The organism is Pseudomonas sp. BN411 (assembly GCF_029871235.1).
GTDB lineage: Bacteria > Pseudomonadota > Gammaproteobacteria > Pseudomonadales > Pseudomonadaceae > Metapseudomonas.
In genome coordinates this window covers 153,865-179,605 of record NZ_SSOM01000065.1, presented here as the reverse complement: position 1 = coordinate 179,605, position 25,741 = coordinate 153,865, and the positions used below count along the sequence as shown (strand labels likewise).

The window sequence follows — 25,741 nt, the reverse complement described above, 5'->3', positions numbered from 1 at the left end:
CCTTCTTCGTTTCAGCCCTGCTTCAATCCCCCAACCGCCACCCCGAGGTAATGGGATAGCGCCGGTCCCGCCCGAACCCCCGCTGCGTCACCCGGATGCCCACCGCCGCCTGGCGCCGCTTGTATTCGTTGCGATCCACCATGCCCAGCACCCGATTCACGGTATCCTCATCGAACCCCTCGGCAATGATGGCGTTGGCCGACAGGTCATGTTCGATGTAGAGCTTGAGAATCTCGTCCAGCACCGGATAGGGCGGCAGCGAATCGTCATCCTGCTGCCCCGGGGCCAGCTCCGCCGAGGGTGGCCGCTCGATCACCCGTGGCGGGATCACAGGGCCCAGGCTGTTGCGGTACTCGGCTAGACGGAAGACCAGCGACTTCGGCACATCCTTGAGCACATCGAACCCACCTGCCATATCGCCATACAGCGTCGCGTAGCCCACCGCCAGCTCGCTCTTGTTACCGGTGCTCAGCACCAGGCTGCCCTTCTTGTTGGAAATGGCCATCAGCAGCGTGCCGCGGCAGCGTGCCTGCAAATTCTCCTCGCTGGCATCTCGGGAATGACCATCGAACACCGGCGCCACGACCTGCTGGAAAGCCTCAACCACAGGCGCAATTGGCAGTACCCGATATCCGACGCCAAGCAGTTGTGCCTCAGCCTCGGCATCCTCCAGGCTGATCTGCGCCGTGTAGTGATAGGGCATCATCACGGCCTCCACACGCTCCGCCCCCAGAGCATCGACGGCCACCGCAAGGGTCAAGGCCGAATCGATACCGCCAGACAATCCCATCACCACACCCTTGAAGCCGTTCTTCCGAACGTAGTCACGCACCCCCATCACCAACGCCTGATAGGCACTCGCTTCCAGCTCCGGAAGCTCAGCGCAATGGGTCCGACGTGGCCGCCAGACCCCGTCCTGCAATTGCAGGTCTACCGGGTAGAGGCCTTCGACGAAGGCCGGCGCGCGCTGGCAGATCATCCCGCCGGTATCCATGACGCAACTGCCACCGTCGAATACCAACTCGTCCTGCCCACCGACCTGGTTCACGTAGATCACCGGTATCTCGCCCTCCGCCACCCGCTCGGCCAGCACCTCTTCGCGCTCCAGCTGCTTGTCCAGATGGAAAGGTGAGGCATTCAGGCTGAGCATCAGCTTCGCCCCGGCGGCGCGGGCCTGGGCCATGGGCTCGGGAAACCAGATGTCTTCACAGATCGACAGCGCCACCGCCACACCCTTGATGTCGACGACGCACGGCTGCTGTCCGGACTCGAAGTAGCGTTTCTCGTCGAATACCCGGTAATTGGGCAGGCACTGCTTGTAGTAACTGGCCAGCAACTGGCCATCGGCGATCACCGCGCAAGCGTTGTAGCGCAGCTCATCTTCCAACCAGGGATAACCGACCACGAGGTAGATGCCGCGTACTTCGTCGCGCAGCCGCTGCAGCCCCATCTCGATTCGCCGCTGCATGCTGGAGCGCAGCAGCAGGTCCTCCGGTGGATAGCCGCACAGGGACAGCTCGGGGAAGACGATGACATCCGCCTCCCAGGCCTCGCGGGCGGAGTTCGCCGCCTCGATTATCCGCTCGACATTGCCCTGGACGTCGCCGACACGGAAATTGAGCTGGGCCATCACGATTCGCAGGTTTTGGCGCATGGCCGCCTCCCGAGCGTTGTGCGAGGCATCGAATGCGCCTCAAGGCCACCATACTCCGGCGCGTCCGCAGCGAAAACCACGCAAGTTGCACCAGCGTGCGGCCGATCTCTGTGCGCAGGCAACCGGCTTGGCTAAACTGCCTGCTTTCCACCAAGAAGAGAGCACCTTCGGCATGTTTCGCCTGCTGTTCTGGATTGTCGTGATCTTCGCCGCCATCTGGCTGTGGCGCCGCTTCAAGACTCCCTCGACGCCCCGCCCCAAGCCACGCCAGCAGGACGAAACACAACCGATGGTGCGTTGCGCACAATGCGGTGTTCACGTTCCTCGCAACCACGCCCTGTCCCAGGACGATCGCTGGTACTGCAGCCGGGCCCATCTGGAACAGGACCAGGGTTCCGGTGAACGCTGATACCCGCCCCCTCCCGACCGGGCTCAGCGCCCAGGGGCGACGCATCTTCCGTCTCTACAGCCTCTACCGGCTGCTGATCGGCCTGGTGCTGGTCCTACTGATCTCCAGCGAAATGGACGACCGTCTGCTGGATCTCGCGCGGCCCGACCTGTTTCGCAACGCCAGCTGGTTCTACCTGATCCTGAACGCCCTGATCGCCGCACTGGTGCCCCGCCCGAGGAGCATGGTGCAGGTCTTCAGTCTGGCCGTGGTGGATGTGTTGCTGCTCTCTTGCCTGTTCTTCGCGGCAGGCGGTACGCCGAGTGGCATCGCCAACCTCATCGTGGTCTCGGTGGCCATCTCCAATATCCTCCTGCGCGGGCGTATCGGGCTCCTGGTGGCCGCCGTGGCAACGATCGGCCTGATCTACCTGACCTTCTACCTCAGCATCAGCCAGCCCGCAGCCGCCAGCCAATTCGTCCAGGCCGGTGGCTTCGGCACCCTGTGTTTCGCCGCAGCGCTGTTCATCCAGGGGCTGAGCCGGCGCCTGCAACTCAGCGAGACGCTTGCGGAGCAGCGCGCTGAGGATGTGGCGAGTCTGGAGGCGCTGAACGCCCAGATACTCGAGCGCATGCGCACCGGCATCCTGGTACTGGACCCTCAGAACCTGGTCCTGCTCGCCAACAATGGCGCCCAAACCCTGCTGGGCAAGGACAGCCTGTCGGGGCGCCCCCTGAACAGCCAATGCCCGGAGTTGCTGGAAAGCCTGCAGCTCTGGCTCGCCAACCCGACCCTCCGGCCGCAGAGCCTCCAGGCGTTCGCCAACGGCCCGACGCTGCAGCCGAGCTTCGTCCACCTCCAGCGGGGCGGTCAGCAGAACACCCTGGTCTTCCTCGAAGACATCTCGCAGATCGCCCAGCAGGCCCAGCAGCTCAAACTCGCGTCCCTCGGCCGCCTGACGGCCGGCATCGCCCATGAAATTCGTAATCCCCTGGGGGCCATCAGCCACGCGGCCCAGTTGCTACAGGAGTCGGACGAACTCCAGAGCCCGGATCGGCGCCTGGCGCAGATTATCCAGGACCACTCGCGGCGCATGAACCTCGTGATCGAGAACGTGCTCCAGCTGTCCCGCCGTCGACAGTCGGAACCGCAGCTGCTGGACCTCAAGTACTGGCTGACGCGCTTCGCCAGTGAATTCCGTACCTCCTCCGGCCCTAACCAGACCCTGCACCTGAGCACACTCGGCAGCACCCTGCAGACCCGCATGGATCCGCACCAGCTCACCCAGGTGCTGACCAACCTGGTGCAGAACGGCCTACGCTACAGCAGCAAGAAAAACACCCAGGGCCAGGTCTGGCTCAAGTTGTTCCGCGACCCCGAAAGCGACCTGCCGGTACTGGAGGTGGAAGACGACGGGGAAGGCGTTACGCCTGAGCAGGTACACAGTATCTTCGAGCCCTTCTTCACCACCGAAAGCAAGGGCACTGGCCTGGGCCTGTACATCTCCCGCGAACTCTGCGAGAGCAACCAGGCCCGCCTTGACTACAAACCGCGCGAGCACGGCGGCAGTTGCTTCCGCATTACCTTCGCCCATCCGCGCAAACTGAGCTGACCATGACCCGACAGAGAGCCCTGATCGTCGACGACGAGCCCGATATCCGCGAATTGCTGGAAATCACCCTCGGCCGGATGAAGCTCGACACCCGCAGCGCCCGCAACCTCAAGGAAGCCCGCGATTGGCTGGCCCGCGAGCCCTTCGACCTGTGCCTGACCGACATGCGCCTGCCCGACGGCACTGGCCTGGAACTGGTGCAGTACATCCAGCAGCGCCACTCGATGGTCCCGGTGGCGATGATCACCGCCTACGGCAGCCTCGATACCGCCGTGAATGCGCTCAAGGCCGGGGCCTTCGACTTCGTCACCAAGCCTGTGGATCTCGGCCGCCTGCGTGAACTGGTCAATACCGCCCTGCGCCTCAGCTCTCCCGACGAGGGCGAAGCGCCGGTAGACGGTCGACTGCTGGGCACCTCACCGCCCATGAACGCCCTGCGCAAACAGATCCAGAAGCTCGCCCGCAGCCAGGCGCCGGTGTACATCAGCGGCGAATCGGGCAGCGGCAAGGAACTGGTGGCGCGCCTGATCCACGAGCAGGGTCCGCGTGCTGAGCGCCCCTTCGTGCCGGTCAACTGCGGTGCCATTCCGTCCGAGCTGATGGAAAGCGAATTCTTCGGCCACAAAAAGGGCAGCTTCACCGGCGCAGTGGAGGACAAACAGGGCCTGTTCCAGGCCGCCAATGGCGGCACCCTGTTCCTGGACGAAGTAGCCGATCTGCCGCTGGCCATGCAGGTCAAGCTGCTGCGCGCCATCCAGGAGAAGGCCATTCGGGCCGTGGGTGGGCAGCAGGAAGTGGTGGTCGACGTACGCATCCTCAGCGCCACCCACAAGGACCTGGCCGCCGAAGTGGCCGCTGGCCGTTTCCGTCAGGACCTCTACTACCGCCTCAACGTCATCGAGCTCAGCGTGCCGCCGTTGCGCGAGCGCCGCGAGGATATCCCGCTACTGGCCGAATCCATGCTCAAGCGCCTGGCCCAGCAGAGTGGACTGCCCGCCGCCAGCCTCGCCCCGGAGGCCCTCGACAAGCTCAAGTGCTATCGCTTCCCCGGCAACGTGCGGGAGCTGGAGAACATGCTCGAGCGTGCCTACACGCTCTGCGAGGATGACCAGATCCAGGCCCGCGACCTGCGCCTTGCCGAAGCCAGCGGCGCAGCCGATACCGGAGAGGCCAGCCTGGCGCAGATCGACAATCTGGAAGACTACCTGGAAGACATCGAGCGCAAGCTGATCATGCAGGCGCTTGAAGAAACCCGCTGGAATCGCACCGCCGCGGCCCAGCGCCTGGGCCTGACCTTCCGCTCGATGCGTTATCGCCTGAAGAAGCTGGGCATAGACTGACACCGGCCCTCAAGAGCCAGCTCACCAACGAGCTGGCTCCTACGAATGCCTCCGGAGTGCAGCAGGCGCTGGATGGAAAATCCGCCACGAACTTACCCGCTAATACCTACCAGCACTCGGCCACGGTGCGCGTCGCATTGGCCAGCGTGCGCGCACCGGTGTGGCTGATCTGGAAGTCACCGCACGGGTCACCCGCCATGCTGCCGGTTCGGGTGGCCCGCAGCTGGAAGGTGGTTGCGGTCGCCGCCCCTTGAGCGGCAAGGGTGAAGTTGGCCGCCCCCGAAGCGGGCGTCTGTGTGGCGAAAACGGCAGCGAAATTCCCGTTGGTATCCAGGTAGGAGCTGTGGGTGGAGTAATAGCGCTCCAATGCCTGAGCTCCCTCCATCAGGGCGGCCTTGGCTTCGGCCCGCTTCCCGCGTCGCACGTGCTCCGTGTAACTGGGATAGGCAATTGCGGCGAGTATGCCGATCACAGCCACCACGATCATCAGTTCAATCAGAGTGAACGCCTTGCTGTTCTTCATCGAATCTGGTTCCAGGACTGGCGGCCTTCCAGCACGTTCAAGGTATTGGCTGCAGGAATGCAATCGTCCACCCCGGTACCGCGGCAAAGCCAATATTTCTGCGGGTCGATCAAGTCGAACGAACCGGTGGGTATGCTGCCTGTGGAGCCGATACCGGACGGCGGGAGCTTCTGCCCACCGACGTCGACCATATCGGCTTCGGTGAACTTGCCGTCCTTGTTCAGATCCAGCAAGACGTAGTTGAGCCGCCCGCCGGTTGCCATGTCGAGCACCATGGTCCAGCCGGAGCCGCCGGCCTGGCAGGGATCGGAGGACGGGATGGCAGTCTCGACGACCAGGCGATTGAGCAGAATGCGCGGGGAGAAAATCATCCGCTCGCCCTGGGCCCCCAGAGATGGTGAGGTCAAGTCGAGGTACCAGCCCCGCTTGGTGGTCCAGTCCAGGCCATTGGCTGGCGCATCCACGACCCTGACATCACGCGAGAACGCTTTACCCTCAAGAAGGATTGATCGCGATTCGAGCGCCGAGCGACCAGTGAAGGCGATGGAGGAACCATTGCTGGCCTTCTTGTCCCAGATCCCATAGATGGTCTGCGTGCCCAGATCCACGACATCCCCTGAGCTATACAGGCGCCCGGTGCCGAAGTAGACCACCGCACCTTTGGCCTCGCCGTCCGGATGGTAGGCGATCTCCGGCTTGACGGTGATAGGTTGGCGCGTGCCTTGGGCATTGGCCGCCACATACAGCGGCTGCGGCTTGTTGCCGGACTTCAGGCTGACCTCGAAATCACCGACGCCGGAGCCATTGCTCTTCAGGTTGAATTTCCAAAGGTTACCGTTGAGGTCACCGGCATAAACGTCCTGCACATAGATATTGCCGGCGTCGTCTGTGGCGTACACGAACGACGGGCTGGAAAGACCGCCGGTGGAGGTTCCTGCTCGGACCTTGTTCACCGCGCCTGTAGCAAGATCGACGATGAACAGTACGGAGTCATCATTGGTGCTGCCGTAGCCATTGCCGAAGATGGCCGCCCAGCTGCCATCCTTCATGCGCCCAACCAGCGGTTCGCCGAAGTTATAGCCCAGGTCAGCGTCGTCCTTGATCTCCCAGAGCACCTTGCTGGCACCGAAACCACTGGTGGAGACATCGGTAACGTCGAGGGCGAAGACAGTCTTCCCACCTGCTCCCAGGCTGCCGAGCAGCACGGTTCGCCACTCGTCGTTCAGACGGGCATCACGGATATGCAGCTTGCCATCCACGAAGTAGCGGTGCTTGTAATCGCTGTTAGCCAGGAGCTTGACGTTATCCAGCACGCCACTGGGCATGTAGCCGAAGAGCTCGTTGCCGTTATTGGCGTTGAAAGCATGCAGGAATCCGTCGTTGGCGCCGACGAACAGCACCGGCGCCTTGCTTGCCTTGGCAGCAACGAACTGCGCATAGCTCTGCCCATTGCTCGGCACTGGCACGCGGCCATGGAAGCCCCAGTCCTGCTTGTTGGCGAGCACCAGGGTGGAGTTGACGATATCGCCGAGCAAGGTCGAACGATTGCGGTACTTCAGCCCGGCCGGTGCCTCGTTGGCGCGGCTGCCCATCAGGTAGTTGAACAGCGCCTCGTTGTTGTCGAAGCGAGCCTTGAGGTCAATCGACAGGTCACCCCAGCTCAGGGCTACGCCATGGTCCCTGCCTGCGGCGCCATTATGGGTGAACAGGCTACGTGTACCTGTGCCCAACTTCCGCCCTGCCTCCCACACTTCCTTGAATACCACCCCGGCACTGGTCTGTGTCGGACGCTTGGCCAGCAACTTGCCGGACCAGTCTGCGCTGCTATAGAACGCCTCATAGACCAAGGTATTGCTGTCCAGGCGACGAGCGTTGGGTACTGCCGAGGTATTCGACCCGGTGCGGTCGGCAATCGACGCCAGAGTATCGCCCAGCGCCGTGGCGAACTGTTGCGGGTCCTGGGCACTGAAAAAACCACCCCGACTGTTCACTGCCGCGTGCAACAGATCATCCAGCTTGCCCGGCTCACTACTGGCCGGATCGGGCCAGGTCACGGAAGCACCGGTGCCAATTGCAGCGAAAGCTGTTTTCGGATCGATGGTCCCACTCATCCCCAGGCCCACGCCAAAGGTCACCATGTGCTGCCAGAATGCGGGATCGGACGGATCGGTCGGCACCCGGTTGGCCAGGTCGGAATGCAGGTCGCGGCTCCAGTAATACATGGCCACGTCAGCCAAGGTGTCTTTCTGACTGTCGCTGAATGGGGACTTTGGCACGTAACGGTAGGACTCCCCATCCGGCCCACTGATCACCGGGCCGTTGCTGTTGTCCACATTGGCACGCGCAGCTTTTTTGGAAGCGGCATCGTTGTTCCAGTAACCGTCGGTGGTCAGAATCGTGTAGCTCTGGCGGCAGGAATACTCCTTGCCTCCCGACTGGCCGGGAGTCGAACTCCACGGTCCGGGGGCATCAGTGCGGGAGAAGTACTCACCGGCGTCCCCCAGGGCCCGGCGCAATGGCGTGCCCCCAGAAGCCGAGGCGGCGAACAGCCAATTGTAGAACTCGGAGCGACCACTACCCTCGAAACGCCTTACGCCTCGCACCAAGGTGTCGGTGGAGCCCCCGTCAACGCTTTGTCCTGTCACGTTGATCGCGCCGTAGCCTACCCGGACGTCGCCGGACAACCCCGAAAACGCCTGGCTTACACCGGCCTTGGCCGACATCATGCGGCTGCGGTAATAGGAGAACCAGTTGGCAAAGTTCTGCTGCTCGGCCGCCCCCACACTGCGCTCGGTATAGCAGGCGTCCTGACGCGGATTGCTGGAGCAGGAGCCCCCGCCAACGTAGTCGTAATAAAACGCAGCAACACCTCCCGTTGCCGCCCCTACGGCGAAACCGTTGTAGTACTCCACGTTGCTGCAGCGTTTGTTGAGGCACTCATAGCTGCTGGGCGAAAAATAGTCGTCCATGATCGCCATGTAGTTGCTGCCGAGGTTGACCGTCTGTCCTCCCGCATAACCATCCACGTATGCGGCCGAGAAGCTCGCATTGGCATAGCGCTGCCCGTCGCTCTTGATTGGCGGCAGGTACTGCACGGACGGGTTGTAGTAGGACTTGTTCAGGTGGCTGGAGGCCAGGTAACGATGACCGCTCTTGGGGCAGAAATGCAGATTATTGCCGGCGTACGCGCCCCGCCCCGTGCACTCCTTGCGCTCGTACCAATCGCCTGTGCGCTCGAGGTAGGAAGGCTTCAGATCGTCCGGCAGAAAGCCCCAGCGCATCGACCCCGAATCGTCCAGGATGAACATGAGGTTCGGCTCGACCTGGCCGCCCAGGTTCAAAGGAACCTGCGACGGCACGAAGGCCGCCAGGGCGCTATGGCTGATGCCAGCGGTCAGCAGACCGGCGACCATTACCCGTACCGCAAATAGGATTTTCGACCTGATCATTTGCGTCTCCCTTCGATCAGTTCTGGCTGCGAATGGCAATGGCCACGGTGGAGCGCAGGTGTACTTCAGCGTCCCCGCTGCCGTATCCGGTGGCTTCGACATTGAACAGATACGTCCGGCTCAGGCAGTCGAAGGCGCGGTTCTCGGCGATCGAACCATCGGTTTCGCAAATGAAGGAGTTCGCCCCACCCGAGGCGCCGTAGAAACTGCGCACCCGGCAGTCCGGTTGCTGAGGTTTGGCATTGAGCTCAGCCGGAGGCGACCACTGTGCCTCTGTCACAGCAGGACAATCAGTGCTTGCCTGGAAGAGTTGGGCCGGGTCGACGCTGGCCTCCACCTGCTGACGTACATAGGCCTCGCCGACCCGCAGTGCGCTTTCCGCCGCCTGGAACGCCACGTTGTAATCCCGGGCACCACCGGCCATGCGTTCTTGCAGGGTGCTACTGGACATCGCCGTCACCCCGAGCACGGTCAAGGCCAGGATTGCAATCAGGCAGACCAGCAGCACCGCCCCTTTTTGCTCTTGCATATTCATCCTTGTCTTGTCAGTCAATCCGATTGCGCAGGGCTACTACCGTGCTGAATACCTGGCGCAGTCGCCCATCGGCCGCCACTGTCGCGCCACCGAATTGGATGGCCTGGTCCTGCGCTCCCGTAACCCGTTCCTCGCTGACCAGCAACAGATCGAACTTCACCGTACGGACATCGCTCCAGCGGTTGGCCGCCTCTACCTCGGTAGGACTCAGGTAGGCCTGAACGCCCACATTGTTGCCCGCCGCGACACCGAAGCTGGTGCGCAGGGACTCCACGCCTTCGATGATCTCATTGGTCTGCACTGGAACCTGCGCCGTGTCGCGGACGAACAGGGCACGGACCGGCTGCCCAGTCACCGAGGTACGGCCGGTATCGGCAACGTAGAAAGTCTTATGAGCGAACCCCACCACCCGCGCCGGACTGGTGAACTGGATATCGGAAAACTTGAAACCACCGCACTTGGCGTTCTTGTCATTGTTGCCAGCGGCATGGGTAAGGGTCACTTGACCGGAGCCGGATGAATTCGGCTTGTTGGTTATGCGGACGACCACCGCCTTTTCCATGTCCAACACCATCACCGCATGATCTTTCTGCATGCTCGGGCAATAGGCTGTGACCTTCAGATTTGCGTTCTGCCCGGGCTTGAGAAGCTCGCCGGCAGTGAGGAAGGACTCGCAGCCGTCGTTGGCGAAGATAGACAGCTCGTCGGTGCCCACTGCACCCAATCCGCCAGCCGCGGCGTTACGCTTGCCCCAGATCGGGCGATTCATCGAGCCCCATTCCGCTGCGGTCCCGTTACTGGCCACCACGCAGATATCCTCTTCATCAAGCCGGGTTCCCACCCCCACCCCTGCAGGACGTAACTCAGCAGCCAGGTACTGAAGAGCGAAACGACCATTCTCCTGCAGGTGGCCGGCCGCCCCCTGGAGCAGAAAGGTATTCTTGTTGCTGATGAATACTTGGAGCACTGCCAGGCTGATAACCAGGCCAAGTGCCATGGCCACCATCAGTTCCACCAGGCTCAAGCCGTGTTGCTTGCGCATGCGCACCCCGTCAAATCTGCGTGACGAAGGAGAATTGCTGGGCGTTGCTTCCACCTACCCTCTCCTCGTTCCATTGCACGACGACCGTGAAACGGTCACCGTTCTGCACGACTCCGCCATTCCCGTCGGGCAGTTGCTGCGCCAGGTTGGCCCGCCAATCCGCCAGGTCTCGTTGGAACGGCAGGCAAGTCTCATTCGCTGGGTCACAAGGCAACTCGGCACCGATTGCCAGGTTGTAAAACCCGGCCTGCGCATCCCCTCGGGCCGCACGCATCCGGTCCGCCATCTCATAGGCCAGGAAGATTGCGTGAGTGCGTGCAGATGCCGTCTGATTGGCTTTCAGCGCGGTGAGTTGCATGGCCGCAAGCCCCAAAACACCTATTGAGAAAAGCACCAGCGCCACCAGGACCTCTATCAGAGAGGCCCCACGCTGAAATTCGAATTTCATTGGCAATCCCCCTTCTGCTGGGAGATCGATCCGGACAGTTCGATAGAGACCGTGCGATTAAAGGCGGCGCAATCGAGGCTGGAGTCCTTCACCGCCAGATCGAGATTCACCCTGGCGGCACTCAACAGGCGCCCCTGAGAATCGAAGAGGACACTCTGCAACCCTTCGGGCTCGACTGCGAACAAAGACAGCGGCGCGAATCGCCGCAACTCCTGACTATCACGCTCGCGCAGCACCTGCCATGCGCCGTCGGCGGCCAGCGGCCCGCGCACCCTGATCGTCTGCGCGCCCTGCACGGCTTCGCGCCGCGCATAGTTGAGCATGTCGGAAAACGCGCTCAACTCCGCTGACGCCCGACTGTTGCGAAGCAATTGGGAGAGATTCGGTGCTGCCAGGCCGATCAGAACCACGAGCACGGCTAGCGTGACCAGCAGTTCGATCAACGTAAAACCTCGTTGCGACATTCCCTGCCCCTCCCAAACTGAACGGTGCGAACTCAAACGGGCGAGTGCCCGTGCAACGAAGCTTCCTGCTCCTGCTTTGCCAGACATCCATGACAAGCGGTCGAATTTAACGACCAGCGGCAAATTGTGCGCGAATAGTAGCTGAGTGGGACGTTCGTTTTAAATTGGGTTTTGCGATCTGCGAGCTTGCCCACAAGAATGGGCAAGCTCAACGGGGCACAGCGAAGCCCGCGATACCCAAGCGGGCATCAGGATGCGGTTAGCCCAAACGGCCCTTGGGGGCATAGGGCTGCGGGTCGATGACGGGCTCCCGGCCAAGGAGAAGGTCCGCCAGCAATTGGCAGGAGGCAGGCGCCAGTACCAGGCCATTGCGGTAGTGGCCGCAGTTGAGCCAGAGACCGTCCACTCCGGGCACCGGCCCGATGAAGGGAATCCCTTCCGGCGACCCTGGACGCAGCCCCGCCCAGTGCCCTACCAATTCGGCATCCGCCAGTTGCGGCAACAACTCGAAGGCAGAAGCCTTTAGGCTTTCCAGGGCTTCGTCCGTTGGCGTCTTGTCGAAGCCGGCGTGTTCCAGAGTGCTGCCCACCAGAATATGGCCATCGCGACGCGGAATCGCGTAACGCCCCTTGGCCAGCACAATGGCGGGGAGGAAGTCTGGCGCGCATTTGAAAAGAATCATCTGCCCCTTGACCGGCTCCACGGGCAGCACCAGCCCGAGGCTGGCCAGCAGCTCGCCACTCCAGGCGCCGGCCGCCAGGACAACGCGATCGGCCAACAGATCGCCTTCAGCCGTGCTCACGCCAAGAATGCGCCCGCCGTCGCGGATGAAACCGCGCACCTCACAGTTCTCGCGCAAGGAAACATTCGGCATCTGCAAGAGGGCTTCCCGTAACGCCCGGGTCAGGCGCGGATTGCGCACATTGGCCACACCGGCCATATGAATGGCATGCCGATACCCCGCTCCCAAGGGCGGCACCGCTGCGTGCACCCGCTCCATTGTCACCGATGCCAGCGGCCGCCGTTCCTGCGCAGCCCAGGCTAAAGCCTCAGCTTCGTCTTCAAGGTCCAGCCAGTACAGACCAGTCTCATGGACCTCGGGGTCTATCCCCGTTTCAGCGAACAGGCGCTGACCAAGACCGGGGTAGTAGTCCTGGGACCAATGGGCCAGCGCCGTCACGGCGGAGGAGTATCGCCAGGGATAGAGAGGAGAAACGATGCCGCCACCCGCCCAGGAGGACTCGCGTCCACATTCGCCCTTGTCCAGCAGGCAGACTTCAGCCCCTGCTTGCGCCAGCGAGTATGCAGACAGCAACCCGATAGCCCCCCCTCCGACCAACAACACGCGCATGGAACCTCCAGATCAATGAATCATCGTCCGATGGAGTTTACGGCTCAGAGCTGAAGCAGCCCCAAATGGAAACGTGGCCATTTGGCTTGCAGGAAGAAGTGCAGGGCCCAATCGGCGCCCCAAACTTCACGGCACGAGGCAGTACTGCAAGTACACATCGGGATGGGGATTCTAAGTCAGCGGGGATCGCAGAGCTGCGAGTTGTTCAGTGCAATGGATCGCCACATCTGCGCGGGCCAGCCCCTAGCTTGGGGAAAGAGAAAACCGCAGGCATCGATAGCCCTCTGAAGCAATGGCTCCAGAGGGCAGGACCGACTCAGTCGATACTCTTGAACCAGTATTTCCTCTGCCGAGCGTTCAAGCTGACCTTGGGCGGTGGCAAGCAGTGAGGGCCGAAACAGACTGTCGCACCGAGGTCGGTGATGACGGATGTCGGCGATGGCGGTAAGCCGCCACCACTTGCTTCAAAGAAACGGTCATCCCCATCCGCGCCGTCGAGATTGGTGATAGGAGCACCGTTCTCGAAGTTCACTACGTAGAGACGGGCGGTACCCAGGTTACTTGCACAACTGTTTGGATCGGTAACAGGTTTCGGCTGGTTGGTTGCAAAGAATACGCTGCCGCCATCTATTGCCGCATTGCCCACCACCTTCTCGTTATCAGCCAGATTGAAATACCAGCCGCTCGCCGACAACATATTCCTACGCGCCTCGGCCTGCACGTCGACGTCCGACGACTGGATGAGGTTTGAAGTGGCGTTGTACAGCTGCGTCAAAGTGATGGTCGACGCCTCAGCACCGCTGTTACCTGTATTACGGTCCTTGAGCATGAAGAAGTGGTTGTCCACCACGGTTTCGAACGGGTGCTCGCGGTCACCGGAACCCAGCAGGACGGCATCATAAGGTCCGTTACTGTCTTCGCCGACCGCCACATCCGGACCATAGAGGAATTTGCGCGCATTCGTCCCGCTACCGCCGAGGGAGGCGAAGTGATGGACCGCCCAATTGTTGACATCCTGATCACCGATGTCGACGCGCCAGACGTTCGCACCGGTATCCACCCCATAGAGCCGATCGGCCAATCCATCCCGGTTACGATCGATGACCGCGATGTCTGCGGGAATGCTGTGGGTCATGCCGGAGACGGTCAGATTCTTGCCGGCGCCCTTGGGCGCTGGTCCGGCCTGCCAGATCAAATCGCCCGTCAAGGCGTTGATCACAAGGATTCCGCGCCCCATCGTGTTCGTACCGGCGGGCTCGACGTCATCTGCCGCTGGGTCATAACCAGCGCCCAAGATAAGCACTGGTGTGACTGTGCCAGCGAGATTGACGGTGGCCGTCTTGGCTTCCGACCAGGTCTGCCCCAGCTCGTCATAACCGCTGTCGCAGACCGGAGTGGCACCGAAGCAGCCACGCTTCCACATCATCTTCGGGGTCTCCGGAACCGAAACATCGATGGCGTAGATGAAGCGACCACCCCGACGCATGGTGGCGTACAGGTAGACCTTGTCGGCCCCCTCCAGACGCCCATCGCCGTTGACGTCGAAGCTATGGATACTGATGTTGCCATCCACCGCGTAGGGTTTGTTATTACCGATGTTGGGATCCGAACCAGCCACGGACGGCACATTGATATCCGGCGAATTGTCGCGCTGGCGTTTCAACTGGCCGAAAAACTCCGGAGCTATGAATCCCCACAACTCTGCGCCGCCGTTGTCGGCAAACTTGCCACCCTTGATAGCGCGCAGCACGCCGTCATTCGCCCCGTAGAACGCCACGATATCGTTATCGCTGCTGCCGGTGCGGTTGAAGTTCACGACCGCCGGCCGCGAATGCACTACATCGCCATGCAGGGACGGCCTGACCCCGCCCGCAGCGCGTTCCGCGGCAGGGGTATTGTCCGCCCCGCGAACCCAGTTGATCAGAGCAGTACGCTTGGTGCCATCGGGATCATCAGTGATACCGAGACTACCAGCTGTTATTGCTGCATTGTCGGTTACGAAAGGCGTCAAACTCAACTCTCTGTTGAGCGTGCTGCTGAGCGTGCAGGTACCAGTACAGGTATACAGCTTACGGGTCGCATAGTCGCTGCGTTGACGCTGTGCAGCCCCTCCCTTCTCGACTATATCGCCGTCCGGCATGTCCGATGCAGTATACAGCGTGCTGAAACTCCAATAGTCCGATGTCTTGGTCCAGAAGCTGACAGCCTTGCTGTCGATGAAACCAGTGGCCGGGTTTTGCGCGGGCGGAGGCGGAGTGCCAGTGCGGGCATCGGCCAGGTAGAGGGCGCCCGTAGCCGTGTTCTTGGCGAACTGGTACAGCTTCAGGTTGCCGATCCAGCGGGGATGGGCATCGGCATCGGGCCGGAATATCCCCATGTAGACTTCGTTCAGATAGGTGCCGCGGACGTTCACGCTAACCGGCAGGGCCGTGGATGCGAATACGCTGTTAACGTCCTGGATCTGCTTGAAGGTGTCGTCCAGCACTTGTTTCAGTTCATCCGCGTTGAAGACCGCGTTGTAACCGCCCCCGCCGCTCTGAGCCATGCTGTGGAGGAGGGCGGTATTGTCCGGCCCTTGCCCACCGGTCTCAGGCGCGACATCAATGGTATAGGTCTTGATCTTCTTGCCGTTCATGAAACGGGCATATTCGTCAGCAAAGTTGGCCTGGCGTCCGCTGGGGGTCAGATTGATCTGGGTGATATCGCCTCCCCAGGCCTGGAGCATGTCCTTGGCTTTGTTGTTTTCACTATTGTCCGGAGCGCCATTGCTGATGAAGATGATGTAGTTCGCCGCGCAGGCGTCGGTAGTGGGCTTGGCATACTTGGGTTTGACGGAAAACGCTTTCTGATCGGTCTTGATCTTGTCGCCGGAGCGTGCGTCGATGCCCTGGAAGTAGCGATACGCCTCGTCCATGGCCTTGGCATACTCGGCGCTACTGCCTTTATCGCCACTACCATTGGTAGAGCCACCGCCACCGGAGTTTCCTTTGCCGCCGGAGGTACTGTTGCCGCCCCCGCTACCCTCCTGCAGGTTCGTGATCAGTGTCTGCAGAGCGAGCTTGTTGTCTGCAGTCATCCGGCTGATCGCCGAGCGCACGTAACCACCACTGACTGCTGCATTACCATCGCCGCTTTCGGAAAAGAGCATCAGGCCAACATTGAAGGCGTTCACGTCCAGCCCCGCGACTACCTTGGCCAAGGCCTCCCGCTCGATATCGAATTTTGTTCGACCGGAGCCAGCCGATGTGGACCAGTTGGCGGTGTTATCCAGGATGATCAGCACGTTCGGCAAGGCGGCATCGAACCGGCGGGTCATGAACAAGTCGGTGTCCTGCGCACCAGCCTCTCCCGCTATTACAAGGAGCCCCCAGGCGAGCATCCATGAGCGCAAACCAAGACATTTCATATTGTGTCTCCTGATCCTACAGAGGGCATGAGCCGGACGGCATGACAATGGAAACGCCCTGCCGTATCACCACCTTGCTGCCGGTTGCCTTGTCGTCGACTGTTGCCGAGAGCTCCCAGTGTGTGTCCTCGGGCGGGAACTTCGTGGTAAGGGAATAACCTGACTTGACCTGAGAACCGATGCAGACTGGGGCGCTCACGTTTATCTCCAACCCCTCGATCGTCAATTTTCTAGCGGACGGCACCCTGAACGCCTCGATGGAGCTGATCGCCTGCTCGATTCCGTCCTGAGCCGCTGCTTCCGCCGCCTGCTGGCTCTGAACGTTGGATATGATGCTCTGGTTGACTGTGCTCGAATTGATGGCCGAAATACCCAGCAACGCCATCACCACCAGCATCAGCAGGGCTACCACCAGCGCCGCACCGCATTGCCTGCCTGCCCCCTTCATCACAACTCCTTCCTGCTACTCAGGTTGGTTGCGCGAACCACCGCGCTGAACGCATGGCGCTTGAAGCTTCCACCGGGGGCGACCTGCACATCCCCCAGTACATAACGCTTGGAGTCGGTAAAGCCTGCAGTGGGCTCCGCCGCACGAGCTAGAAGATTGACCTCCACCGAAACGACGCTGGACCATTCCGTGGTTGAGCTCGGCAATGCGACATAGCGGTCGGGGGCACCGTCCTTGTTATCGTCAAGGCCATAGCGCAGTTGGAGATTTTCCACGCCCTCGGCAATGGGGATGGAAGTAATGTTTCCGGACACCAGTTCACGCCTCCATAACGTCGGCACACCATCCCCTGAACCAGAGCAATCATTGCAGTTGCGGATGTAGTAGATATGCGCCACGTACTTGCGAACATCAGCGAGAGTTACGTTGTCTTTCTTTTTCAGAGCGAAGTTGCCGGCACTTCCCAAGGCCACTGTTACTTCCCCGGGACGCGACTGAATGTAGAAATCGTTGGCGGAAAGGCTGTCTATGGCTGTCACGCTGGTGGCTGCCCGGCGAATAACCAATACATCCCCTCCTGCGTATCCTGGCAGGCACCCTAAAGGTGCTTGTGCAGCGGCAGCGAACCCCTGCACCGGAGCATTAATGGCAGCCAGCAGCTCAGTACCGCTCACCAAACAGCTATTGGGCATGGTTGCGGGGACCTTCAAGCCCGAAAATTCGCCATAAAAGCCCGCATGCAGAATATCGTCGCGCATCACTTGCACGGCGTATCGCCCATTCTCCAGCTGCTGGCTGCTCCGAGCCAATTCGTTATAGCTTTGGCTCGAGCTGATGATGATGTTAGAAACCCCCAGCAGCAGGATCAGGCTGATGGTCAAGGCCACCATCATTTCGACGAGGGAAAAGCCGTGTTGTGTTCTGCCCACCCAGGTTATCTCCCGTTCTCTTGCGCCAATCATTCAGGCAACACGGTCAATTAAGCTTGGCAAAACGGATAGTCCGCGAAACCACCCGGCGCTGTGCATCATTGCCATACTGGTTTTGCCCGCATGTATTGGCCGGGGCCGCCGTTTCGGACAGCCCCTGCCAGGCCACGGTTACCACATAGCTTTCATTGGCGCCCGTGATGCAGCCACGCGCACCAACCATCGCGCCAACCGAGGCCCCATCAAGGGTCTCCGCTGCGCCTTTCAGCAACGAGTCCCACGCGGACAGATCGGCACTCGCCTGTGCATTGCAACCAGATCCGGAAAAAGTGCTGCCAGACCCGAGTGAACTGAGTTGCGGATAGCAATTTCGACCTGGACGGTTGGCTGTGATCCTCGCCGCAATATCGTCCAGCAGGACCAGCGCTTGTGCGCGTTGATACGACTCCATTTCCGCCTGGTGCGCCCGCACTAGCATGGCAGCCATCCCCAATAAGCCTACAGAGAGGACAAGAAGGGCAATCATAACCTCCAGCAGGCCAACCCCAGCCTCCACCCTGTACAGCATTGGCTTACTCACTGCATGCTCCCGAGCGTTTAAGGCTGGCATGACCACTCATGTCGACAATTACGATGCGTTGCGTCGCCTTGCGCTTGCAGACAGAAAGCGAAGCGCCCACACCGCCACTTATGCGGCCATTGGCCAGGAAGGCGAAACTGACCGGCGTGTCGCTGAAGCTGATGGTGTTCTGCGCATCCCACTCTTTTAGAACGACAGCCGTGCCGTCAATGGTCGCCTTTACCTGCCAGCCTCCGGACCAGGCCCCACCGACAGCTTGCACCGTCACTGTTTCATTGCGTTTGATCGCCTCACCACGAGCGTAATTGAGGGCTACTAGCAAGTCATAGGATGCGGTCTTGACTTGTTGATTGGCGATGAAGCCTCTGAAACTGGGTATGGCCAACACCGCCAGAATGGCGACAAGCGCCAGCGCTGTTATCAACTCAATCAATGTAAAGCCTCGGTTCGAAACTTTACTCATCGCCAGTTCCCTGTCTTGGCTCCAGTACTGGAAAGAGTCTGATTGCCATCTCCGACTTGGGCCGATCCCGACTTGGGCGTTGCGGTTATCAGATAGGACGGTGGGGTAGTCGTGTTATCCACCCCTGGGTCGATGGTGTAGTTCTTCGCGACACTGGCCGGCACGGCCAGCCCCAGCTGAGTCAATGTACTGCCGTAATTTCGGACATCCGAGAGATATTGTTGCTGGCGGCTGGCAATATCCAACATGAACTGTTGAACCTCTGACCGGTTTGCCCGAACCACATATTGTCTGAAAGACGGATACGCAATCGACGCCAATATAGCTACTACCACGACCACGATCATGAGTTCTAGGAGGGTGAAACCACGCTGCTTCGTTCTGCCCACTGAGCCACCTGCTTGGTTTGACGACCGGAGAAGTGCCTGATTCGACGTCCTAATCCCAGAATCAGTTGGAATCCCTTCAGTTGCTGCCATTGTCCACTCTCCGACTTCCGTCGCAACTTCACCCAATTACGCCTCAGTTTCACGCCACACGCCTACCAGCGCGAGCAACACGGGCGTTACACATGTCTTCCCTGCACATTCGTACACACAGCATGCGTCATTCCCGTATGACGCAAAGTGATCTGCTGCCAATTTCCGGAGTTTTCCCTACCCCAGCATCGGCCTGGCGACCTTGAGAAAACCCTTCAATTCCAGAAGCTTAAAGGCCAGACCTGATTCTGGTCCTTTTATCGGCGACGAGCGGGCAAAGGCCAGGGACGACAGGCCAATACCAATTTTCAAGCAGGGAAAGGACACCATGATTGGGATCACACGCGGGTTCACGCTGATCGAGGCATTGATAACGCTGGCAATCATAGCCATGTGCATCGGATTTGCAGTCCCTGCGTTCACCCAGTTCATTCAGGCACAACAGATGACCGTCGCCAGCCATGCACTACTAACCAGTTTTACCCTCGCACGGCAAGCTTCGGTCACGCGAAGGGTGGCAGTTCTGGTCGACAACCAAGACGGGGACTGGTCAACCGGCTGGCTGGTGTACGCCGATCAGAATGGAAATAGTCGGTGGGACGACGACGAACCCGTATTGAGAAAATTTGATGCCCAGCCAAAGGGTGTGGTCATCAAGGGCAATGCCCCCGTGCGGCGCTATGTGCGCTATACGCCAACAGGGCGGACATCGATGGCCAGCGGAGCTTTCCAGGCGGGAACCCTGGTGCTCTGTCACATCGACGGCAAGGCCCCCGTCCGCAGGTTGGTAATCAATGCTACAGGCCGGGTGCGCCGCACCCTGGAAACACCCGGCCCTTGCTGAACTAAGAAACCGAGTCAGCCGACGTTGACCACCCGCAACTCCTTCGGCATGGAGAAGGTCACGTTCTCCGGTCGACCATCCAGCTCGACGGCGACTTCGGCGCCCCACTCCCGGAGCTGATTGATCACACCTTGCACCAGCACTTCGGGAGCGGAAGCGCCGGCGGTGATGCCGACGCGTTTCACGTTCTCGAACCATTCGCGCTTGAGGTCTTCGGCACCGTCGATCAGGTAGGCCGGGGTGTCCATGCGCTCGGCCAGCTCGCGCAGGCGATTGGAGTTGGAGCTGTTCGGGCTGCCGACTACCAGCACCACATCACTTTCGTGGGCAAGCTGCTTCACCGCATCCTGGCGATTCTGGGTGGCGTAGCAGATGTCGTCCTTGCGCGGACCGCCGATGTTGGGGAACTTGGCGCGCAGCGCATCGATGACGCGGCTGGTGTCGTCCATGGACAGAGTGGTCTGCGTGACGAAGGACAGCGCATCTGCATTGCGCACCTGCAGTCGCTCGACGTCCATCTCGTCCTCCACCAGGTAGATGGCGCCGCCGTTGCTGACGTCATACTGACCCATGGTGCCTTCCACTTCCGGGTGGCCGGCGTGGCCGATGAGGATGCATTCGCGGCCATCGCGGCTGTAGCGCGCGACTTCCATATGCACCTTGGTCACCAGCGGGCAGGTCGCATCGAATACTTTCAGACCGCGGCGGGCGGCTTCCTGGCGCACAGCCTGGGAAACGCCGTGGGCGCTGAAGATGACGATCACGTCGTCCGGTACCTGGTCGAGCTCTTCGACGAACACGGCGCCGCGAGCACGAAGGTCCTCGACCACGAACTTGTTGTGCACCACCTCGTGGCGCACGTAGATCGGCGGACCGAACACCTCGAGGGCACGGTTGACGATCTCGATGGCGCGATCGACGCCGGCGCAGAAGCCGCGAGGGTTGGCGAGTTTGATTTGCATGGTGGTTACCTCGTCCGAACGCGTGAAGATCAGGCCGGCTTGACCGACAGGATTTCCACCTCGAAGGAGAGCGGTTTGCCCGCCAGCGGGTGGTTGAAGTCGACGGTCACATGGGTGTCGTCGACCATCTTCACCACGCCAGGCAGTTCGGCGTTGGCCGCATCATTGAAGATGATCAGCAGGCCTTCGGAGAGTTCCATGTCCTGGAAGTTGCCGCGGGGCATCACCTGCACGTTCTGCGGATTGGGCTGGCCGAAGGCCTGCTCAGGTTCGACGGCCAGGACCCGCTTGTCACCACTCTTGAGGCCAAACAGCACGCTTTCGAAGCCTGGGAGCAGGTTGCCGTCGCCCACTTTGAAAGTGGCCGGGTTCTTCTCGAAGGTGCTGTCCACCACGTCGCCGTTATCCAGCTTGATGGCGAAATGCAGGGTGACTTCCATGTCCGGCCCTATGCGATGTTCAGTCATGGGCAGGTTCTCCGGACTTCTTCGCTTTGAACATATCCAGCGCCAGCATCACGGCGCCGACGGTGATGGCGCTATCGGCCAGGTTGAACGCCGGGAAGTACCAGCGGTTCTGCCAATGCACCAGGATGAAATCGACCACGTGGCCAAGCACCACGCGGTCGTAAAGGTTGCCGAGGGCACCACCCAGGACCAGGGCCAGCGCAATGGCCAGCCAGGTTTCCTCGGGCTTCAGGCGCTTCAGCCACACCACCAGTACGCCGCTGACCACCAGGGCAATCAGGGCGAACAGCCAACGCTGCCAGCCCGAACTGTCGGCCAGAAAGCTGAAGGCCGCGCCGGTGTTGTAGGCCAGGGTCCAGCTGAAATAGTCAGGGATGACCACGATCTGCTGGTAGAGGTTGAGTTCGCTCTCGAAGAACCACTTGGTCGCCTGGTCCAGCACGAACACGAGGCCAGTCAGCCAGAGCCAGCCGAGACGGCCATATGCCTTAGGCATAGTGTCGAACCTCACCGGCACCATCGATGTTTTCCACGCAACGACCACACAGGTCCGGGCGCTTCACGAATTGGCCAACGTCGGCGCGGTGGTGCCAGCAACGGCCGCACTTGGTGTGGGCGGACTTGTGAATCTTCAGTTTGAGGCCGGCGACTTCGGTCTCCACGGCATCGGCCGGAGCGCTGGCCAGCGGCTGTACGTCGGCGGCCGAGGTGATCAGCACGAAGCACAGCTCATCGCCCAGCTTGGCCAGGGCCGCAGCCAGGGCGTCTTCGGCGAACAGGGTCACTTCGGCCTGCAGGTTGCCGCCGATGGCCTTGTTGCTGCGCAGGTTTTCCAGCTCCTTGTTGACCGAAGCCTTGACCGCCATGACCTGCTCCCAGAACTCGCGGTCCAGCTCGGTGCCCTCCGGCAGCTCGGACAGGCCTTGGTACCAGGTGTTGAGCATGACGGACTCATTGCGCTCGCCCGGCAGGTACTGCCAGATCTCGTCGGCGGTGAATGCCAGGATCGGCGCGACCCAGCGCACCAGCGCCTCGGCGATGTGGAACAGTGCGGTCTGGCAGGAACGACGCGCCACGCTGTCAGCGGCGGTGGTGTACTGGCGGTCCTTGATGATGTCGAGGTAGAAGCCGCCCAGCTCCTGTACGCAGAAGTTGTGCACCTTGGAGTAGACGTTCCAGAAACGGTACTCGCCGTAGGCGTCTTCCAGTTCGCGCTGCAGCAGCAGGGCGCGGTCCACAGCCCAGCGATCCAGGGCTAGCATGTCCGCGGCGGGCAGCAGGTCCTTGACCGGGTCGAAGCCATTCAGGTTGGCCAGCAGGAAGCGCGCGGTGTTGCGGATGCGGCGGTAGGCATCGGCGCTGCGCTGGAGAATCTGCTGGGAAACGGCCATTTCGCCGGAGTAGTCGGTAGCCGATACCCACAGGCGCAGGATGTCGGCACCCAGGCTGTCGGTAACTTGCTGCGGAGCGATCACGTTGCCCAGGGACTTGGACATCTTGCGACCGCTCTCGTCCACGGTGAAGCCGTGGGTCAGCAGCTGGCGATACGGCGCGTGGCCGTCGATGGCGCAGCCGGTCAGCAAGGATGAGTGGAACCAGCCACGGTGCTGGTCGGAGCCCTCCAGGTACAGGTCGGCCGCCGGACCGCTGGCATGGCCCAGCTCGGCATGGGAGCCGCGCAGCACGTGCCAGTGAGTGGTACCGGAGTCGAACCACACGTCCAGGGTGTCGCTGATCTTGTCGTACTGGCCGGCTTCGTCGCCGAGCAGCTCGGCGGCGTCCAGCTTGAACCAGGCCTCGATGCCTTCCTGCTCGACACGCTGGGCCACCTGCTCCATCAGCTCGACGGTGCGCGGGTGCAGTTCACCGGTGGCCTTGTGCAGGAAGAACGGGATCGGTACGCCCCAGTTGCGCTGGCGGGAGATGCACCAGTCCGGGCGACCGGCGATCATACCGTGCAGGCGCGCCTGGCCCCAGGCGGGAACGAACTCGGTCTTGTCGATGGCGGACAGGGCGCGCTCGCGCAGCGTGGAGCCCTGCTCCGGCTGCTTGTCCATGCCGACGAACCACTGTGCAGTGGCGCGGTAGATCAGCGGAGTCTTGTGGCGCCAGCAGTGCATGTAGCTGTGGTTGATCGCCTCGTGCTTGAGCAGCGCGCCTACCTCTTCCAGCTTGGCGACGATGGCCGGGTTGGCCTTCCAGATGAACTGGCCGCCGAAGAACGGCAGATCCTGTACATACACGCCGTTGCTCTGAACGGGGCTCAGGATGTCGTCATTGCTCATGCCGTGCTGTTTGCAGGTACGGAAGTCGTCCTCGCCGTAGGCCGGCGCGGAGTGGACGATGCCGGTACCGGCGCCCAGCTCGACGTACTCGGCCAGGTAGACGGGCGACAGGCGCTCGTAGAAGGGGTGGCGGAAGCGAATCAGGTCCAGCGCCTCGCCTTTGGCGGTGGCGATGACCTGGCCTTCCAGGCCGTAGCGCGAAAGGCAGGATTCCACCAGCTCTTCGGCCAGAACCAGCAGGCGCGCACCGGTATCCACCAGCGCGTAGTTGAATTCAGGGTGGACGTTCAGTGCCTGGTTGGCCGGGATAGTCCAGGGAGTGGTGGTCCAGATGACGATGGCAGCGGGCTTGGCCAGGCTCGGCAGGCCGAAGGCGGCAGCCAGTTTGTCGGCGTCTTCGACCAGGAAGGCCACGTCGATGGCGTCGGACTTCTTGTCGGCGTACTCGACTTCGGCTTCAGCCAGGGCCGAGCCGCAATCGAAGCACCAGTTAACCGGTTTCAAGCCCTTGAACACGAAGCCCTGCTTGACCATTTCGGCCAGGGCACGAATCTCGCCGGCCTCGTTGGCGAAGGCCATGGTCTTGTAGGGGTTGTCCCAGTCACCCAGCACGCCCAGGCGGATGAAGTCGGCCTTCTGGCCTTCGATCTGCTCGGCGGCATAGGCACGGCATAGCTCGCGGGTCTTGTCCGCGGGCAGGTTCTTGCCATGGGTGGTCTCGACCTTGTGCTCGATCGGCAGGCCGTGGCAGTCCCAGCCCGGCACATAGGGGGCGTCATAGCCCGACAGGGTCTTGGAGCGGACGATGATGTCCTTGAGGATCTTGTTGACCGCGTGACCGATGTGGATGCTGCCGTTGGCATAGGGCGGGCCATCGTGCAGGACGAACTTCGGGCGACCTTCGCCGATCTGCCGCAGCTTGCCGTACAGGTCGATGCTGTTCCAGCTCTGCAGCAGTTCCGGCTCGCGCTGGGGCAGACCGGCCTTCATCGGGAATGCCGTCTCGGGCAGGTTCAGGGTCGCTTTGTAATCGGTCATTTCAGTCCAGGCTCTTCAATTTGATTGAGTACCCTGCCAATAGGCACGGGCGGCAGCGACATCCGCATCGATCGCCGACTTCAACGCCTCCAGGGAGGCAAAACGCTGCTCATCACGCAGCTTGTGATGGAAGGTCACGCTGATCCGCCGGTCATAGAGATCGCCGGCGTAGTCCAGCAGGTGGACCTCCAGGTGGGCGCGCCCGTCACCCTTCACGCTCGGGCGCACGCCGATGTTGGCTACACCGGGCAACTGCCGGCCATCCAGCTCCACACTGACCAGGAACACACCATTGAGCGGCACCCGGCGACGCTTGAGTTGCACGTTGGCGGTCGGAGTGCCCAATTGACGACCGAGCTTCTGCCCATGCAGCACCCGGCCGGTAATGGTGAACGGGCGCCCAAGCAAGCGTTCGGCCAGGGCGAAATCACCCTCGGCAAGTGCCTGACGGACGCGGGTGCTGCTGACCCGCAGGCCATCCAGCTCCACGGTGGCCGCGGCTTCGACGCTGAAGCCCTCCGCCGCGCCAGCCTGCTGCAGGAATTCGAAATCACCGGCGCGGTCGCAACCGAAGCGGAAATCGTCACCGATCTCCAGATGCCTGGCACCCAGCCCCTCGACAAGGACCGCATGGACGAACTCGGCGGCGCTGAGCTCACGCAGGCGGCGGTTGAACGCAAGGCACAGCACCCGGTCCACGCCTTCGCGCGCCAGCAACTCGAGCTTGTCGCGCAGGCGGGTCAGGCGCACCGGTGCGGTATCCGGGCCGAAGAATTCGCGCGGTTGCGGTTCGAAAATCACCACGCAGGTGGGCAAACCCAGCTCAGCCGCACGCTCGCGCAACCGCTTGAGAATGGCCTGATGGCCGCGGTGCACGCCGTCGAAATTGCCGATAGTGGCGACACAGCCCCTATGTTGGGGCCGCAGGTTGTGGAGGCCTTGAACCAGCTGCATAGCACAAGTCTTGTTCACAAAGTGGTCGATTATACGCACAGCCGGCGCTGGACAACAGGCGCTATAGGCCCGCCAGCGCG

General features: G+C 61.4%; 24 protein-coding genes. 4 read left to right on the top strand and 20 right to left on the bottom strand.

What is annotated here, in order from left to right:
• Positions 1-22: 22 nt before the first annotated feature.
• A complete protein-coding gene (locus tag E8F06_RS11035; RefSeq protein WP_280366981.1) occupies positions 23-1,654 on the bottom strand; it encodes an NAD+ synthase in 1,632 nt (543 codons plus the stop codon).
• A gap of 172 nt (positions 1,655-1,826) precedes the next feature.
• Here E8F06_RS11035 and E8F06_RS11030 point away from each other — a divergent pair, with 172 nt between their 5' ends.
• From E8F06_RS11030 to E8F06_RS11020, 3 genes are read left to right on the top strand one after another with little or no spacing between them, the layout of a single operon-like run.
• Positions 1,827-2,063: a PP0621 family protein gene (locus E8F06_RS11030; RefSeq protein ID WP_190827837.1), complete on the top strand. Its 237-nt coding sequence runs from the start codon at positions 1,827-1,829 to the stop codon at positions 2,061-2,063.
• Positions 2,053-3,654 (top strand): ATP-binding protein, encoded by a 1,602-nt coding sequence (locus tag E8F06_RS11025; RefSeq protein ID WP_280366979.1) that lies wholly within the window; start codon positions 2,053-2,055, stop codon positions 3,652-3,654. Before E8F06_RS11030 ends, E8F06_RS11025 begins: the two co-directional genes overlap by 11 nt.
• Positions 3,655-3,656: 2 nt before the next feature.
• Entirely contained in the window at positions 3,657-4,994 is a 1,338-nt protein-coding gene (locus E8F06_RS11020) for a sigma-54 dependent transcriptional regulator (RefSeq protein WP_280366976.1), read from the top strand.
• A gap of 106 nt (positions 4,995-5,100) precedes the next feature.
• Here E8F06_RS11020 and E8F06_RS11015 read toward each other — a convergent pair whose 3' ends face one another.
• The 14 genes from E8F06_RS11015 to E8F06_RS10950 form a co-directional block, all read right to left on the bottom strand.
• Positions 5,101-5,517: a type IV pilin protein gene (locus tag E8F06_RS11015; RefSeq protein WP_280366974.1), complete on the bottom strand. Its 417-nt coding sequence runs from the start codon at positions 5,515-5,517 to the stop codon at positions 5,101-5,103.
• Entirely contained in the window at positions 5,514-8,966 is a 3,453-nt protein-coding gene (locus tag E8F06_RS11010; RefSeq protein WP_280366971.1) for a PilC/PilY family type IV pilus protein, read from the bottom strand. The genes E8F06_RS11015 and E8F06_RS11010 overlap by 4 nt, the downstream gene beginning before the upstream one ends.
• A 16-nt stretch (positions 8,967-8,982) precedes the next feature.
• Entirely contained in the window at positions 8,983-9,495 is a 513-nt protein-coding gene (locus E8F06_RS11005) for a PilX N-terminal domain-containing pilus assembly protein (RefSeq protein ID WP_280366969.1), read from the bottom strand.
• Between the two features lie 16 nt (positions 9,496-9,511).
• Positions 9,512-10,543 (bottom strand): PilW family protein, encoded by a 1,032-nt coding sequence (locus E8F06_RS11000; RefSeq protein WP_280366966.1) that lies wholly within the window; start codon positions 10,541-10,543, stop codon positions 9,512-9,514.
• A gap of 10 nt (positions 10,544-10,553) precedes the next feature.
• Complete coding sequence (gene pilV / locus E8F06_RS10995; protein ID WP_280366964.1) at positions 10,554-10,991, bottom strand: type IV pilus modification protein PilV; 438 nt, start codon at positions 10,989-10,991, stop codon at positions 10,554-10,556.
• Positions 10,988-11,455: a GspH/FimT family pseudopilin gene (locus tag E8F06_RS10990; protein ID WP_280366962.1), complete on the bottom strand. Its 468-nt coding sequence runs from the start codon at positions 11,453-11,455 to the stop codon at positions 10,988-10,990. Before E8F06_RS10990 ends, pilV (E8F06_RS10995) begins: the two co-directional genes overlap by 4 nt.
• 259 nt (positions 11,456-11,714) lie before the next feature.
• Positions 11,715-12,806, bottom strand: a complete 1,092-nt coding sequence (thiO, locus tag E8F06_RS10985; protein ID WP_280366960.1) for a glycine oxidase ThiO — start codon at positions 12,804-12,806, stop codon at positions 11,715-11,717.
• A 316-nt stretch (positions 12,807-13,122) separates the two neighbouring features.
• Positions 13,123-16,128 carry a hypothetical protein gene (locus tag E8F06_RS10980; RefSeq protein ID WP_348532253.1) on the bottom strand — a complete coding sequence of 1,002 codons (3,006 nt, stop codon included), beginning with the start codon at positions 16,126-16,128 and terminating at the stop codon, positions 13,123-13,125.
• A 100-nt stretch (positions 16,129-16,228) separates the two neighbouring features.
• Positions 16,229-16,660 (bottom strand): PilX N-terminal domain-containing pilus assembly protein, encoded by a 432-nt coding sequence (locus tag E8F06_RS10975; protein WP_280366957.1) that lies wholly within the window; start codon positions 16,658-16,660, stop codon positions 16,229-16,231.
• Entirely contained in the window at positions 16,660-17,622 is a 963-nt protein-coding gene (locus tag E8F06_RS10970; RefSeq protein ID WP_280366955.1) for a PilW family protein, read from the bottom strand. The genes E8F06_RS10975 and E8F06_RS10970 overlap by 1 nt, the downstream gene beginning before the upstream one ends.
• Before the next feature lie 13 nt (positions 17,623-17,635).
• Entirely contained in the window at positions 17,636-18,169 is a 534-nt protein-coding gene (gene pilV, locus E8F06_RS10965) for a type IV pilus modification protein PilV (protein ID WP_280366952.1), read from the bottom strand.
• A complete protein-coding gene (locus E8F06_RS10960; RefSeq protein ID WP_280366949.1) occupies positions 18,162-18,632 on the bottom strand; it encodes a GspH/FimT family pseudopilin in 471 nt (156 codons plus the stop codon). Before E8F06_RS10960 ends, pilV (E8F06_RS10965) begins: the two co-directional genes overlap by 8 nt.
• Complete coding sequence (locus tag E8F06_RS10955; RefSeq protein ID WP_280366947.1) at positions 18,629-19,111, bottom strand: type IV pilin protein; 483 nt, start codon at positions 19,109-19,111, stop codon at positions 18,629-18,631. Before E8F06_RS10955 ends, E8F06_RS10960 begins: the two co-directional genes overlap by 4 nt.
• A gap of 177 nt (positions 19,112-19,288) precedes the next feature.
• The gene (locus E8F06_RS10950) at positions 19,289-19,543 is read right to left on the bottom strand and encodes a hypothetical protein (protein ID WP_280366944.1); all 255 of its coding nucleotides are present in this window, start codon (positions 19,541-19,543) and stop codon (positions 19,289-19,291) included.
• Between the two features lie 13 nt (positions 19,544-19,556).
• On the opposite strand from E8F06_RS10950, the gene E8F06_RS10945 reads away from it, so the two are divergent.
• On the top strand, positions 19,557-19,955 hold the full coding sequence (locus E8F06_RS10945; protein ID WP_280366942.1) for a GspH/FimT family protein: 399 nt from the start codon (positions 19,557-19,559) through the stop codon (positions 19,953-19,955).
• Positions 19,956-19,969: 14 nt separating this feature from the next.
• Here the strand turns inward: E8F06_RS10945 and ispH are convergent, their stop codons facing one another.
• The 5 genes from ispH to ribF are packed head-to-tail and all read right to left on the bottom strand — an operon-like array spanning position 19,970 to position 25,661.
• Complete coding sequence (gene ispH / locus E8F06_RS10940) at positions 19,970-20,917, bottom strand: 4-hydroxy-3-methylbut-2-enyl diphosphate reductase (protein WP_280366940.1); 948 nt, start codon at positions 20,915-20,917, stop codon at positions 19,970-19,972.
• A 29-nt stretch (positions 20,918-20,946) separates the two neighbouring features.
• Complete coding sequence (gene fkpB / locus E8F06_RS10935) at positions 20,947-21,384, bottom strand: FKBP-type peptidyl-prolyl cis-trans isomerase (protein WP_280366937.1); 438 nt, start codon at positions 21,382-21,384, stop codon at positions 20,947-20,949.
• A complete protein-coding gene (gene lspA / locus E8F06_RS10930) occupies positions 21,377-21,880 on the bottom strand; it encodes a signal peptidase II (protein ID WP_280366935.1) in 504 nt (167 codons plus the stop codon). Before lspA ends, fkpB begins: the two co-directional genes overlap by 8 nt.
• Positions 21,873-24,707, bottom strand: a complete 2,835-nt coding sequence (ileS, locus tag E8F06_RS10925) for an isoleucine--tRNA ligase (protein WP_280366933.1) — start codon at positions 24,705-24,707, stop codon at positions 21,873-21,875. Before ileS ends, lspA begins: the two co-directional genes overlap by 8 nt.
• Positions 24,708-24,722: 15 nt before the next feature.
• Complete coding sequence (gene ribF, locus E8F06_RS10920; protein WP_190826979.1) at positions 24,723-25,661, bottom strand: bifunctional riboflavin kinase/FAD synthetase; 939 nt, start codon at positions 25,659-25,661, stop codon at positions 24,723-24,725.
• Positions 25,662-25,741: the final 80 nt, after the last annotated feature.

Excerpts from the sequence above, each read along its gene's own strand:
- E8F06_RS10990 (WP_280366962.1), bottom strand. The coding sequence starts at position 11,455 with ATGTCGCAACGAGGTTTTACGTTGATCGAACTGCTGGTCACGCTAGCC.
- E8F06_RS10955 (WP_280366947.1), bottom strand. The coding sequence starts at position 19,111 with ATGGCAGCAACTGAAGGGATTCCAACTGATTCTGGGATTAGGACGTCG.
- ispH (WP_280366940.1), bottom strand. The coding sequence starts at position 20,917 with ATGCAAATCAAACTCGCCAACCCTCGCGGCTTCTGCGCCGGCGTCGAT.
- E8F06_RS11030 (WP_190827837.1), top strand. The coding sequence starts at position 1,827 with ATGTTTCGCCTGCTGTTCTGGATTGTCGTGATCTTCGCCGCCATCTGG.
- fkpB (WP_280366937.1), bottom strand. The coding sequence starts at position 21,384 with ATGACTGAACATCGCATAGGGCCGGACATGGAAGTCACCCTGCATTTC.
- E8F06_RS11010 (WP_280366971.1), bottom strand. The coding sequence starts at position 8,966 with ATGATCAGGTCGAAAATCCTATTTGCGGTACGGGTAATGGTCGCCGGT.
- E8F06_RS10945 (WP_280366942.1), top strand. The coding sequence starts at position 19,557 with ATGACCGTCGCCAGCCATGCACTACTAACCAGTTTTACCCTCGCACGG.
- ileS (WP_280366933.1), bottom strand. The coding sequence starts at position 24,707 with ATGACCGATTACAAAGCGACCCTGAACCTGCCCGAGACGGCATTCCCG.
- pilV (WP_280366964.1), bottom strand. The coding sequence starts at position 10,991 with ATGAAATTCGAATTTCAGCGTGGGGCCTCTCTGATAGAGGTCCTGGTG.
- lspA (WP_280366935.1), bottom strand. The coding sequence starts at position 21,880 with ATGCCTAAGGCATATGGCCGTCTCGGCTGGCTCTGGCTGACTGGCCTC.
- E8F06_RS11005 (WP_280366969.1), bottom strand. The coding sequence starts at position 9,495 with ATGCAAGAGCAAAAAGGGGCGGTGCTGCTGGTCTGCCTGATTGCAATC.
- E8F06_RS10950 (WP_280366944.1), bottom strand. The coding sequence starts at position 19,543 with ATGAACTGGGTGAACGCAGGGACTGCAAATCCGATGCACATGGCTATG.
- E8F06_RS10975 (WP_280366957.1), bottom strand. The coding sequence starts at position 16,660 with ATGAAGGGGGCAGGCAGGCAATGCGGTGCGGCGCTGGTGGTAGCCCTG.
- E8F06_RS11015 (WP_280366974.1), bottom strand. The coding sequence starts at position 5,517 with ATGAAGAACAGCAAGGCGTTCACTCTGATTGAACTGATGATCGTGGTG.
- E8F06_RS11000 (WP_280366966.1), bottom strand. The coding sequence starts at position 10,543 with ATGCGCAAGCAACACGGCTTGAGCCTGGTGGAACTGATGGTGGCCATG.
- ribF (WP_190826979.1), bottom strand. The coding sequence starts at position 25,661 with ATGCAGCTGGTTCAAGGCCTCCACAACCTGCGGCCCCAACATAGGGGC.
- E8F06_RS11035 (WP_280366981.1), bottom strand. The coding sequence starts at position 1,654 with ATGCGCCAAAACCTGCGAATCGTGATGGCCCAGCTCAATTTCCGTGTC.
- E8F06_RS10970 (WP_280366955.1), bottom strand. The coding sequence starts at position 17,622 with ATGATTGGCGCAAGAGAACGGGAGATAACCTGGGTGGGCAGAACACAA.
- thiO (WP_280366960.1), bottom strand. The coding sequence starts at position 12,806 with ATGCGCGTGTTGTTGGTCGGAGGGGGGGCTATCGGGTTGCTGTCTGCA.
- E8F06_RS10960 (WP_280366949.1), bottom strand. The coding sequence starts at position 18,632 with ATGAGTAAAGTTTCGAACCGAGGCTTTACATTGATTGAGTTGATAACA.
- E8F06_RS11020 (WP_280366976.1), top strand. The coding sequence starts at position 3,657 with ATGACCCGACAGAGAGCCCTGATCGTCGACGACGAGCCCGATATCCGC.